Here is a 12,940-nt window from a genome sequence, read left to right as displayed (position 1 = left end):
ATTTGGCAAAACGCGCATAAGCCTTATGATAGTACAACGAGTTATCGGATTACCACTCTAGTACGGGATTCGGGACGAATTGCTCTATTTGGGAGCCTCGGAGGACGCTCCCGATAGTAGAACGGAACAGATCGCTCATTATGATCAGAGATATTGCATATATTCCTGATCCAGTTACAAGATGGATAGTGAGACCAAACCATGATCGGATTGGTACCATCTGATGGATTACCAAAACAGCCATAGACATAATTACTCCCGAACCGAATTGTTGCCATATCGTTCGAGGGATAAGATTCATTCCAGGGATGTATTTTCGAATGATGAGCGATAAGAGGATGTATCGAGCAAGCTCTGCGATGAGTGTCGCTATGACGACACCGATTGGACCAAGACGGAGAACCAATAGGACGCCAATGGCGATATTTATCGCAAGTGTGGTACCGGATACATACATCGCTCTTTCCGGCATATCTAAACCATTGATAACTTGTGTCAGTGGTGCGTTCTGAGATTTGAATACATTATAAGCTGAAATTCCAATTAAAAATGGTGCTGCCGGTGCATATTCCGGTCCATACAGAGTCACAACGAGTTCCTTGGGAAGCACAAGAGTTCCGAAGAAGATCGGGACTGCAAGTACGCTTGCAAACGCTAACGTATTTTCAATATCCTCAGTAATATCCTGCCGTTTGCTTCGATAGAAGCTCACACGCGTCATTAAACCGCTTGCGGCAGCAGTACTAACAAAAAGAGATGGAAGCGTTAACTTTGCGGCTACTTCGTAGTAACCGACTGAAATAGATGATGTTAAGAGAATTCCAAGCAGAAGAACGTCGAATCGGTCGTAAATTGTGCTGAAAAAGCTAGATGGGATACTATACCTTGCATATATTGCTAAACTCCGAAGGATGGAAAGGGAAGGGAAAGTAGGCGATACTGCGAGGAAATAAACCACGACAGGGATCGTAATCAGTGTTCCTCCTGCCAGTCCAAAAACCATACCTGCCGCACCGAACCCGGAGAGTATGAAAAATATCTGTAACGGAAGTGTAAGATAGGAACGAACGGCATCTAACCAAGCTGCCAACCCGATTTGACCTCTCGCCTGAAGTAACTTTTCGAACGGTTCGTACAGTGGTTCTGAAGCAAGTAGAATGAAGAATAACATCGGTGCGTTTTTCAGTCCCGTGTACTTTCGAAGCTGGAACGAGAGAGCGAACGATACAGTCGCAACAACAATGAGCCAAACTGCAACGAATACTACCAGTGCACCAACAACCGAGCTCTCGGAGGATTCGTATTCGGAGAACCGCTTTTTAGCGGCGATCGACCATCCGTGTATCGGTCTATCGGCGATTTTTACGACGCCCAGTAAGAGATAGAATCCTCCGAGCGAAGTAGGGCCTAACAACCGTGCAAACAATATCATCCCGACAAAACCGCTTGCCGCCATTGCGAACTTCGCGACAGTCGCCTTCACGGTTTCTCCGCCAAGATTGACCTCGGATATATCCGTCATTATCGTCTTTAATTGGAATGTACCACGTCTTTTATGCGTACCCGAGATCTTGTAGTTGCCGAAGAACACTATCGTCAATCCCCTTTTCTTGCTTGGCTGATCTCTTATTCAGCGATTCGACGACTTCTTTGAGCCGTCCTTGCGGTCGCTCATGAGTGCCAGATCCGTAGCTCTGAAATCCGTCAGGTGTTTCGTATCCGTAGTAGCTACCATCTATGAGCCCGCTTAGCTCCTCTTGAAGGAAGTCAATGTCGGAAAAACCATGCGCGGCCATGGATTCGTAGTGACGATCGCTGATACCATGATACTCGCTTATGAATTCTCCGTCCTCAACGACATTCCGTAAATCACGCCCTCTTGACGGTGCATCGATACCCGCCTCTGATAGAATCGTTGCGTGTACATCAAGGAGGCTAACGGATTCGTCATATACGTGGCCATTAGATCCATCATATATTGAGAACGGGACGTGTGTGAGTTCAGGGTATACTCCGAACGCGTGTTCCCATGCGTTGTGCTCCCCAAGCAATTCACCATGGTCACTCACGGTTATGATCAAGTCAAAATGGCTCTGAAGTTCTTCAAATATTTTTTCGTACATTACAGAGAGATATCGGGAAGCATCTGAATACCCTTGCTTGATTCGATGTGGATCGTCCTTTGGTCCACCGTTCAATGTTGCGAACAGACCGTTCAACGATGGGGGTTCAACGGTTTGAAATTCGGCAGGGGGATGGTACGGTGTGTGTGCCTCCACTAGGTTCATAAAAAGAAACTCTTGATCGTGGAAATTCGTTTTTCGAACGAAATCCAACGCTGCTGTCGCACCGTCATCACGGGTTTTCTCGCCGATTCCTATGTCACGAAGTTTCAACAGAGCACCACGTTTTAACGACGATATCGTATCACAGTCATCAACGAGACAACGATAAAGTGCCTTCACGTAGCGTTGTGGGCCTTCATGCTGTGTTTCGGCGATAAAACCATCCCAGTCGAAGACGTTCTCGGACATTGCTTTCAGACGCCAGCTTCCAATGAATTCATCAAAACCTCGATGATATTTAAACGCCTTTGAAATATTCACGTTCCCTGAGAATGCTCGCGTTGAGTACCCGTTCTCAGATAACCGTTCAGCAAGCACCGTTTCCTCACAGTCCAACGATTCTGCGTTGGCGTACACTCCTACCTCGCTAGCATATTTTCCAGTGAACATTGATGTATGTGCTGGTACTGTCCAATGGGAGGTGCTAAATGCACGCTCGAATCGATGGCCCGGTAGCCAATCGAAATAGTCATCAAATCTATCCTTTCGTAATGTGTCTAGAACAACAAGTGCAATGTTCGACATAGTGGTCACTTGTAGCCAAGTGATTCGAGTTTTTCGGTTACATTCCCCATTTCATCGTCTGGTTCGATGGTCGGTTCATACGTTTCGTTATCTGATGCACTGGAAACATACCAAGGAACGCGTCTCAGAGATGGTATCGGAACGGGCCACGGATGTCCATATAATCCCCATTCACCCATCAACTCCCCGTGATCTGCGGATATCACTACTTTTTTGGCATCAATATTGTTGAGAAGTACTGCAACGCTGTTGAGAACATATCTTAGATTTTCTTTGTACGATTTCCACACGCGTTTCCTCGCTAATTCTCCGGATCTTAGCCTATCTAACGACGATTCTGGAGACGCAAGAGTCGTATCTGGATTCCCCGTCATTCCTTCGCCTAGCGGATCTGGCACTGACGGCGTGTGTGGTTGCATATAATGAACGATCAACCGATCAACCTCTCTGCTTCTATTTATCTCGATTGCTCTGTCCGTTATCGTCTCTGCCAGAACCGTTCCATGTCCGTCGTCCCAACCGTATTTCCACACTTCATCTAACATGGCGAATTCGTTTGGCTCCGCGTACCGACGTGTGAACACGTTACCAGAGACATATGTAGTCCGACTCACTTCTTCCTGGAAGTCGTCACAAAAGTTTTTATTCATCCATTCTTCTGAGCCGCTCCCAAGAGAAACAAATCCTTCATTTTCACACAAGAAATCGTACTCGTCATCGATTTCCTCGATGAGATCACATCGACACGCATCGAGAACAATCAATAAGTCCCAATCCCGCTCAAATATTGACTCACCCGTCGATGAAAATCGGCCAAGTCGCCGCCATCCTCCGACGTAGAATTGGTACATCGCCTCAGAAACACCTCTTCGAATTCCATCTTCCCGGGTTTGCTTGACGCTAGCTTTGATCCACTCAGATATAGTCATGCAAACCACCCATATCGAACTCGGTCAACGGCGTTCCAAAATCCCCTGCGCCAGAGCCAATCGTTGACTCGACCATGAATGGTGTCTGGAACGATGACTCGCTCATATTTTCGTGGGTATTCCCGTTTCAATCGTTGTTCATTTGATCTGACAATCGTTGAGCGCGACTGTGGTGGATGTCTCATTCGAACGTTTTCTGAGAACAAAAAATCACCAACTTCCTCCAATCTCCATCCGAATTCGGTATCTTCCCTCCAGTACTCGAATTCTTCCCGAAAACCACCAACACGAAGCGCGGCATCGCGACGAACGGCGAGGTTACAGGTCGGATACATTTGCCGCCCGTTGTACGTCAATCCTCCTCCAACGGGTCCCTCAAGACACACTAATGTTTCGTTGTCTGAGAAATGTGCAACGATATTTTTGAGCCAGTCGGACGGCGGCTCGCAGTCGTCGTCGGTGAACGCCACGATATTTCCATTGGCCCGACGGAGTCCAACGTTTCTCGCCTTACAAACACTAATCGTCTTGTCTTCCACCACTATTATCTCGAAATTCGAGTACTCCGAGGATTCGAGATGGGCGATCACATTCGAATGATCGTTCGATGGTATCGTCGGGATGATCACGCTCACGGTAGGGTTTTCCGCAGTAATCGGTCGTAAGACAGGGTCTCCCATTATGAATCGTCTTCCTTTAGATTTTTGATCACATCTCTTAACCGTTGCTGAAAAACCTCGTACTGATATTTTTTCGCTTGGTCTCGAATCGTATCGCCATCATACTCCATCGAATCGAACCCTCGAACGATCTTCCGTATCGAGTCCACGTTCGGCTCGAACAACTCGCCGGTCACGCCTTCCTCGACCTGATATTTCGTGAACCCTTCGTTCACGCCGAGAAGCGGCTTTCCTGCCATCAGTGCTTCGGCACCGACGAGTCCAAAGTCCTCCTGCACCGGCGCGTAGATGACTGCCGTTGAACGTGCTACGAGCGATTCAATGTCCTCGACGAATCCTCTGATTTCAATGTTGTCGTGACCTCGTGCGATGCGTTCAAGCTTCGTCCGGTCCGCACCGTCTCCGGCGATGACGAGACGTTCGTCCAGCTCGGTGAACGCATCTGCGAGCAGCGGCATCCGTTTTTCCGGCGCAAGTCGTGACCACGTCACGAAGTAGCCGTCGTCCCCTTCGTTGCGCCAATCGCCGGTCACGGGGGGATAGACGACTTCCGCCTCACGGTCGTAGTACCGCTCGATGCGGTCCCGAATCAGTTCACTGTTGGCGACGAACGTATCGACGTAATCGTTCGCCTCCTTGTCGAGCGCGCGCCACCACTTCGCGTAGGTCTTCAGCGCGAACCGGACACCAGGGTAGTCGAACGATTCCATTCGGTCCCGGTAGAGGTCGTACAACCACCGTGGCGGGCTGTGCGGATAGTGGACTATCCGCTGGTCGACAGTCGGGACGTAATGTTTCGACAGCGGAGCGCTCTCCAGAATAACATCGTACTCCGTGAGATCGGGATGCGCATCGGTCATGTCCATCGCCACCGAAAGCGTTTCGAGGGGGTTCGATCCCTCGTTTTTCCACGCGAGTAGGCGGCCCGATAGCCCACGCGTGTATTTTTTCTGTTTGATAGGAACCACCCGAACGTCGTTCGGAATTTCGGTACCGGGGTAGACGTACATCGTATAAATCGGCGCATCGAGCGTCCGAGCTGCCTCGATAGCGAATTTTTCCCCACCACCGATTTGGGGGAATCGGTCGTGAAGAATAGCAACCGAGGGTAATTTGTCCGACATTCCTTACGATTTTCCAGTCATCTTAGAATATATAAGCCTTCTTACTCGCTCTCTTAACGATTACTTTCGGATAATTACGTCCTCAGTTGTCGTCTCACTCGAACGCCTCCCGCAATTCTTCGTCTATTTCCCACGTTCCGTCGCCTTCGCCACGTAACAACTCCAAACTCGCGCGGAACAGCGAGACTTGCGTGTCGAAGATGGCGTATATCGGCTGAAACGGGCCGAGTCGATCGCTCCCGCCGAGTTTGACGAACGCACCGAGCACACCGGGGACGACGAGACCGAACGGTCCCGCCGCGACCAGTGCGGCCCCGGTCAGCAGTCCGATTCCGAGCGCGAGTAGCCACGGCGAGACGATCATGAACCACCAGTTGAAAGGAAGCACGACGCCGCCGTATTTTCCGTGTTTCCCGAGCGCATCGCGGTGTTGGACGAGCAGCCGAATCAATCCCATACCGCGGCGATCCTTCTGGAGACGTCGTTTTCGGAAGTCCGAATGTGACGCTTCACTGTAGCGGATCTCCGGGTCGAAGATCACGCGCTTGCCGTTGCGACGAATCTTCAACGCGAGTTCCGTGTCGTCGGCGAGCGACTCCGGGTCGATGGGAACGATGGCGTCGTTCTCGAACGCCGAGAACGGCCCGTGGAATATCAGCGTCGAGTCGAGATGCGATTCGAGCGTCTGGATGTGTGCTTGGACGCCACGATAGCCCGCCTCGACTTCGCTCCCGCCGAGCACGTCCGCGTTCTGCCCGGTCACCGCGGCAACCTCCGGGTCGGCGAGGTTCGCGGCCGCGACGCGAAGCACGTCGTTCGCGGTGTATGAGTCACAGTCGGTCTTGACCACCATCTCGTTCTCGGCGGCGGCGTAAGCGTCGTTGAGCGCGGGTGCGAGTCCGCGCCGCTCGTTCTCTTCGATGAGGTTCAGCGACGGGTGTTCGCGGTCGGCGAAATATTCGCGGATCAACGCGGGCGTCTCGTCGTCGCTCGAATCCACGACGACGAGTTCGACCTTCTCCATCGGGTAGTCGAGTTCGAGCAGGTCGTCTAGTTTCTTCTCGATGATGTCCGCCTCGTTGTATGTCGGAAGAATGATGCTTACGGTCGGTTCAGCCTGCCGTTTCCGGGCGGGTGAGCCGTCCGGGCGAAGGAATCCGTACAGCGCGAGGAAGCAAAAATACGGAATCGCGGCGACGGCGATGACGACCGCCGCAACCTTTGCGAGCCGGTTCATGTCCGATCGTTGGGCGTTTTGTTTTAAACATCTATGGATTGGTGGCGGGTGGTTCGTCCGTCGAAATCAGCGTGTGATTCTGCTCAGATACCACGTCAGTAGAACGCCGAGGATGAGACCGCCGACGATCGCACCGACGAGAACGACCGGCGTCGCCCCGCCGTGAAAGGCGATGAGACCGCCGGACACGCCGACCAGCAGGACGATGGCGATCTTCAGGCGTAACATCGCGGACGAGCGTTCCTCCTTCGAAGTCGGTCCGACCATTATCGCACCCGATCCGTCGGCACTACTGGTATGTCGTCACTCGAATGTACTGCCCGCATGAAAGGAACGGAGCGAGCGAGATGCTTAAATCCTGGCGAGATGGTGCGGACTGGACTACTGTCGATACCGTTCGACGGTCTCGAACAGTTCCTCGAACGCGGGGTGGCTATCGTAGCGAATCGTTCCCGTCCGTTCGTCGTAGTCGATGAGGTGAAGGTCCCACAGTTTCGGCAGGGTTATGTGCCGGAGGTTGGTTTCGAGCGAGCGCTTTCGTAGTTCGTCGGTAGCGGTTAGCTCCTCGATCGTGAGGACACCGTCCGGTGCGTTCATCGCCATTCGAAGCACGTACCGACAGTTCCTGTCAGCGAGAACTTCGAGCCAATCATCGACCACGCCGGAAGGTGCTTGGATCCCGTCGGTAGCGATAGCTCTCTCGGGAATGGCAGGAAGTTCGTCACTGTCCGTGTCGGCGGCGAGGGGTGGCCTCGAATCGTTCGAACCGGCCGAACCGGTCGCGTTCGGCAAATCGGTCGAACCGCTCGGGTTCGTCGAACCGGTCCCAGTACCCGAGGTGTTCGAATCGTCGTTCGACTCGTTCGACGCCCCACCTTTCGACCCGGTGCGAAGCGGTGCGACCATCCCGGCGACGCCGATAACGAGTCCCAACAGCGCGCCGCTCGTTACCATCGTTTGGACGAGGAAATAGGGGTTCGAGATGTGCCACCCCGAGACTTTCGCGGTGACGATGACGCCCGCCGCGAACCCGCCGAGTGCGAGCATTCCCTTGAAACAGGAAACGTCCACTTTTTGGAGCGTTTTCGCATCGATGTCGCTTCGCGTGAGTCGATAGCCCACGTAGATCAGCATCGCTGAGAGCGTCATCTCGATGATAAACTCCGGGAACCACACCGACCCGGAACGAACGAGTGGGTCGATGACGACGACGATGGACAACAGAATGCCGATGAGTGCGATCACTCGGCCGCCGTTTCTTCCATCGGGCACTGCGATGTCGGGGGGAGTCACGCGCATCCGAAGGTCACTGAGTGTCGTACTCGCTCGACACTACTATCGGTTTCGCCACCCATGAGAAATCCAACCTGTTTCGCGCGAGTGAAATACCATTCGGCCCGCCGAACTACTGGAACCCGCGTCCGACCTCGTCCTCGTCGATGAGGTCGTCCAGTTCCTCGTTCAGGAGCTTTTCGGACTCCTCGAACGTCTCCTCCAGATCCGAGACGGTCTCCGGACGGTCGTACCCGTCGAACTCCATCGGTCCGAACGCCGGGCTCTCCAGAGCCTCCATCACGTCGTCGAAGAGGTCGGCACCGGACGTCGGCGCGTCCGCGTGTGCCTTGATGGTCTCTTCGACGCGCTTTGCCCGTGCCTCCATCTCGTCTTTCTCCGGATGTTTCTCCTCTGGATTCTGGACCGCGAACCGTCCGCCACGGTACTCCTTTTCCGGAAGGAAGTTTCCGATTTCGTCATCCAGCTTCCGGGCGACCTGCGTGCCGACGCCTCGGACCTGGTAGGGGTTTTTCGCGTACGTCTTCAAATGGTAGAGGCCTGCCTTCGGATGGCCGAGATACAGATCCTCGCCGACACCACCTGCCCGCTTTCCCCCCGCGGCTCGCCACCCTTCAGGGTCGACTCGGCGGTCAACAACGTCCTGTAAGACATCCTGCCATTCTCGAACCCGCATAGGTACACCGTGTCACGCCGAGGAGATTAACGTGTCGTTTTTTCGGATTCGGAGACGGACGGGGGCTTTCGGGGTAGTATTCTCGGTGATTGCAACCGTGAACCGATCAAAATCACCGGTTCGTAGCGAACCGCTGTGACTCTTCGATCCGTTTCTCCCGGCAGCGACGCTCACGAGAAAACCGAACCCACCCCGTCGTCACAGCCCAACTCGCCGTCACAGCCCGAAATAGAGCGCGATCGTTATCGGCGTCACGATCGCCAAAATGATCTGCAACCACACGCCGACGCGGGCGAAGTCGGTGAATCGGTACCCGCCGGGGCCGTAGACGAACAGGTTGGTCTGGTAGCCGACGGGGCTCATGAACGCGGCGCTGGCGGCGAACATCACGGAGAGGAGGAACGCGAGCGGATTCACCCCGATCTCCCTGGCGGCGTTGATGGCGACGGGGACCATGAGCGCGACGGTGGCGTTGTTGCTGATGATGTTGGTCAGGACGACAGTCGTCACGTAGAACACCCCGAGAACGGCGATGGTCGGGAGAAATCGACTGGAGGTGGCGACCAGTGCGCCGAGGAACGCGGCGGTGCCGGTGTTCTCCATGGCGATGCCGAGCGGGATTACGCCCGCGAGCAGGAAGATGACGGTCCAGTCCACGCCCTCGTACAGTTCGGTCGGCGAGAGCGTCCCGGAGAGGACCATCGCCACGACGCCCGCCAGCGCGGCGACCTGAATCTCGAGGAATCCGAGCGCCGCCAACCCGACGACGGCCGCGAGAATGGCGATGGCGACGGGTATCTTGTCGTAGCGGTAGTCCTCCCGCGGGAGTTCGCGGGCGACGATGAGGTCGCGCGTTTCGGCCACGCGCTCCAGTTCGTCGGCGGGCAGTTGGAGCAACAGCAGGTCCCCGACGGTGAACTCGGCTTCGCGGACGCGCGGCAGGCGAACGTCACCGCGCTGGAGGGCGACGAGCGTCGCGTCGTAACGCCGGAGCGTCGTGCTCGTCGCGATGGTCTCGCCGATGAGCGCGGAATCGGTCGGGACGACGACCTCGATGAGGACGCTTTCCGCACCGTCGTCCGGCATCTCTTCGGTGACTGCGGGTTCGCGTCCCACCGTCGGCAACGGGTTCAACGCCTCGGCTTCGATGAGCGATGTGAGATCGGGCCGACTCGCCGTGATGAGAAAGAGGTCGTCCGGTTCCACAGGCTTGCTGGAAAACGGCGAGAGGACGGTATCCTCCCGGACGACCTCCTTCACTTCGCCGCCGAACCCGGCTTCCGTCGGCACGTCCGCGATGGGCGTCCCGACGAGCGGCGAGTTTTCCGGCGCGACGAGTTCGGCCAGATACTCCTCGACTTCGTACTCCTCCAGGAGCGTCTCGCGGGGCCGAACACGCTCCGGAAGCAAACGTGGCGCGATGAAGACGAGGTAGAGCGCCCCGGTGATGAGGACGACGACGCCCACCGGCGTGAACTGGAAAATGCCGAGCGAGCGCCCCAACAGTTGCTGTGCGAGGCCGCTCGCCAACAGGTTCGTGGAGGTACCGATAAGGGTGAGTGTGCCGCCGAGCATGGCCGCGTAGGAGAGCGGAATCATCAATTTCGACGGCGACGTGTTGCCCCGATGGGCCAGGTCCGAGGCGAAGGGCACGAGCAGGGCGACGACCGGCGTATCGTTGATGAACCCCGACACGGACCCGGCGATGCCGACCGTCGCGAACACCTGTCTGAACTGGCTGTCGCCGACGACACCCGCGACGCGATGGCCGAGCAGTTGTACCGCACCCGTTTGGCGCACGCTCTCGCTGAGGATGAGCATGGCGAGGACCGTGATCGTCGCCTCGTTGGAAAACCCGGAGAGTCCCTCCGTCGGCGACACGTGGGTCCAGTGGCCGAACACCATCAGAACGACGAGGATGATGAGCGACGTCACGTCCACGGGAAACAACTCGGTGACGAAGAGGACGAACGCGAGGAGGATGATTCCCAAGACGACGAGCATACTGTTCGTTATCGGTGGGATTTGGACACCTGTTTGAAGCGGAACCAACATTCATACACCCCCGTGGACGCGTCGCACTGCTCACGTGCCACCCCACTGTTCATTCGACGGAACCGGACAAATCCCTACCTCAATCGTTCACGGTGTGACGACAAAATCCATCGAACAGGCTCGTTGGTGTATCGTGCCGCCCGCATACCGGGGGAAATCGATTGAAGTCCATCGCCGTAGAATCCCACGACGATGGACGATTCGATTCTCATACCGACCGACGGCGCGGAGGCGACGGACGCGGCCATCGAGCACGGGTTACGACTCGCGGCGAAAACCGGCGCGACGGTCTACGCGTTGTACGTCATCGACATGCCGCAACTGGGAGTGGCGAACGCCGACGAGGGGCTTTCCGGCCTCGTCGATCTGCTCGAAGAGGAAGGGAAAGAGGCGACGGCCGCAGTCGCCGAGCGCGCGCGCGAGTACGACGTCCCGGTGACGGAAGCGATGGAGGCGGGCGTTCCCTTCCGGGAAATCCTCGACTACGCCGACGACCACGACGTCGGCCTGATTTCGATGGGGACCGGTAAACACGGTCGCCTCGAATCCTACGTCGTCGGGAGCACGGCGCGCAAAGTGAGTCGACTCTCGGAGTGCCCCGTCTTGACGGTTCGGACGACCGACGAACCGACGACGACGGAGTACGAGAACGTCCTCCTCCCGATCGACGGAACCCAAGGATCGGAGCGAGCGATCGACGAGTGTGCCGAGTTCGCCGCCGAGTACGACGCGTTCGTCCACGTCCTCTACGTCATCGATTCGCGGGTCGCCCGATCAGGGTCGCTCATGGAACTCATGGAGAGCGAGAGCAAGCGCGCGTGCGATGACGCCGTCTCGCGGGTCACGAGCGGGGGTGCGCAGGCCAGACAGGAAACCCGTCACGGACGCCCTGCCGAGCAAATCCTCGACTACGTAGACGACCACGACGTAGACTGCATCGTCATGGGAACCCACGGTCGAACCGGCATCGACCGGTTCGTGATGGGGAGCGTGGCCGAGACGGTGCTCAGACGGGCGACGATTCCCGTGCTCACCGTGCGCGATTCGGGGGAGGAGTGATCGCGCCGATTCGTTTTTATCCAATCACATTGACGGTTCGGTAATGACCGATTCGGAAACCAAGAGCGGATTCCAATCCTTTGGGCTCACCACGCTCTTCGTCTTCGGTCTCGGAGTCGTGACGTTTCTCGCCGGGAATCTGACGCTTGCTGTGGTGTTTTGGATACTCATGGTTCTCCCAGTCACGCTGTCTATTGTAGCAAGAGATTTGGGGGGTGACGAACGATCCGCTCGTTTCACGGATACTCGATACGACGAGTCGAAACGAAATTCCCCGGAATCGGTTTCACCAGAATCGGAATCGTCTGTAACGGGTTCACCGGAATCGTCTTTTCCAAGGTCGTCGCGTCCCACACACGCGACGGACGAGGCACTCGCCCATCTCCGCCGTCAGTACGCCGACGGAGCGGTTAGCGAGGCCCAGTTCGAACGCGGCATCGAACGACTGTTGACGACGGAGACGGAGGACGAGGCGGTCGTCGCGCTCCGGAACCGGTACGCTCGCGGCGAACTCACCGACGAACAGTTCGACCGGAAGTACGACCGACTGCGAGCGACGAGCACCGTCGAAAATGCCGAAGAGTCGATCGAACGGGGCGCGTTCTCCGGGGACGAGTACGAGACGGAATCGTGACGAATACGCAACGGAATCGTAACTCGCAAGGAGACGACAAGACATATAGCCAATCGTTTCGACCGTCTCTCATGGCCGGAATTCACATCGTCATCCCGTGGTTCCTCGCGATTCCGCTCGCCGTTATCTGTGCCGTGTAGATCTATCGGGACGCGAAAGGCCGCGGTATGGAGACAGCCGACATGTGGGCCGTGGGCATGTTCCTCGCCTTTTTCATTCCGCCCATCATCGGTGCCATCATCGTCTACGCCTTCTACCTCCGGAAACGGAAGCCACGGCGAGGGCATCCCTACGCCGTGCCCGGGGAGTAACGAACCCGCGTCGAAGTGGTGGATTCGAGCGTGCTACCCCTTCTCTCGGTCGGACAATCCTTATCCTCCATC

Annotated in this window: 13 protein-coding genes; 3 read left to right on the top strand and 10 right to left on the bottom strand. The window is 56.0% G+C overall.

Annotation, left to right across the window (positions count from 1 at the left end; translation table 11 throughout):
* Positions 1-49: 49 nt before the first annotated feature.
* The 10 genes from NKF25_RS18420 to NKF25_RS18375 all read right to left on the bottom strand — a co-directional run bounded on the left by NKF25_RS18420 (position 50) and on the right by NKF25_RS18375 (position 10,813).
* Positions 50-1,522 carry a polysaccharide biosynthesis C-terminal domain-containing protein gene (locus NKF25_RS18420; RefSeq protein ID WP_253228105.1) on the bottom strand — a complete coding sequence of 491 codons (1,473 nt, stop codon included), beginning with the start codon at positions 1,520-1,522 and terminating at the stop codon, positions 50-52.
* Between the two features lie 31 nt (positions 1,523-1,553).
* A complete protein-coding gene (locus NKF25_RS18415; RefSeq protein ID WP_253228104.1) occupies positions 1,554-2,870 on the bottom strand; it encodes a sulfatase-like hydrolase/transferase in 1,317 nt (438 codons plus the stop codon).
* 5 nt (positions 2,871-2,875) lie between these two features.
* Positions 2,876-3,799: a hypothetical protein gene (locus tag NKF25_RS18410; protein ID WP_253228103.1), complete on the bottom strand. Its 924-nt coding sequence runs from the start codon at positions 3,797-3,799 to the stop codon at positions 2,876-2,878.
* Positions 3,796-4,479, bottom strand: a complete 684-nt coding sequence (locus NKF25_RS18405; protein ID WP_253228102.1) for a glycosyltransferase — start codon at positions 4,477-4,479, stop codon at positions 3,796-3,798. Before NKF25_RS18405 ends, NKF25_RS18410 begins: the two co-directional genes overlap by 4 nt.
* Positions 4,479-5,603, bottom strand: a complete 1,125-nt coding sequence (locus tag NKF25_RS18400) for a glycosyltransferase (RefSeq protein ID WP_253228101.1) — start codon at positions 5,601-5,603, stop codon at positions 4,479-4,481. Before NKF25_RS18400 ends, NKF25_RS18405 begins: the two co-directional genes overlap by 1 nt.
* 94 nt (positions 5,604-5,697) lie before the next feature.
* Positions 5,698-6,840 carry a glycosyltransferase gene (locus tag NKF25_RS18395; RefSeq protein ID WP_253228100.1) on the bottom strand — a complete coding sequence of 381 codons (1,143 nt, stop codon included), beginning with the start codon at positions 6,838-6,840 and terminating at the stop codon, positions 5,698-5,700.
* A 66-nt stretch (positions 6,841-6,906) separates the two neighbouring features.
* Positions 6,907-7,107: a hypothetical protein gene (locus tag NKF25_RS18390; RefSeq protein ID WP_253228099.1), complete on the bottom strand. Its 201-nt coding sequence runs from the start codon at positions 7,105-7,107 to the stop codon at positions 6,907-6,909.
* 114 nt (positions 7,108-7,221) lie between these two features.
* Entirely contained in the window at positions 7,222-8,139 is a 918-nt protein-coding gene (locus NKF25_RS18385) for a hypothetical protein (protein ID WP_253228098.1), read from the bottom strand.
* 106 nt (positions 8,140-8,245) lie between these two features.
* Positions 8,246-8,809 (bottom strand): hypothetical protein, encoded by a 564-nt coding sequence (locus NKF25_RS18380; RefSeq protein ID WP_253228097.1) that lies wholly within the window; start codon positions 8,807-8,809, stop codon positions 8,246-8,248.
* Between the two features lie 216 nt (positions 8,810-9,025).
* The gene (locus NKF25_RS18375; protein ID WP_253228128.1) at positions 9,026-10,813 is read right to left on the bottom strand and encodes an SLC13 family permease; all 1,788 of its coding nucleotides are present in this window, start codon (positions 10,811-10,813) and stop codon (positions 9,026-9,028) included.
* 243 nt (positions 10,814-11,056) lie between these two features.
* On the opposite strand from NKF25_RS18375, the gene NKF25_RS18370 reads away from it, so the two are divergent.
* The 3 genes from NKF25_RS18370 (at position 11,057) to NKF25_RS18360 (ending at position 12,868) form a co-directional block, all read left to right on the top strand.
* Positions 11,057-11,923 carry a universal stress protein gene (locus tag NKF25_RS18370; RefSeq protein WP_253228096.1) on the top strand — a complete coding sequence of 289 codons (867 nt, stop codon included), beginning with the start codon at positions 11,057-11,059 and terminating at the stop codon, positions 11,921-11,923.
* Positions 11,924-11,966: 43 nt separating this feature from the next.
* Complete coding sequence (locus tag NKF25_RS18365) at positions 11,967-12,557, top strand: SHOCT domain-containing protein (protein ID WP_253228095.1); 591 nt, start codon at positions 11,967-11,969, stop codon at positions 12,555-12,557.
* Between the two features lie 167 nt (positions 12,558-12,724).
* Positions 12,725-12,868: a hypothetical protein gene (locus NKF25_RS18360; RefSeq protein ID WP_253228094.1), complete on the top strand. Its 144-nt coding sequence runs from the start codon at positions 12,725-12,727 to the stop codon at positions 12,866-12,868.
* Positions 12,869-12,940 lie beyond the last annotated feature (72 nt).

Source organism: Haladaptatus sp. AB643 (genome assembly GCF_024136975.1).
Taxonomy (GTDB): Archaea; Halobacteriota; Halobacteria; order Halobacteriales; family Haladaptataceae; genus Haladaptatus.
This window is presented reverse-complemented; position numbering and strand designations above follow the sequence as displayed.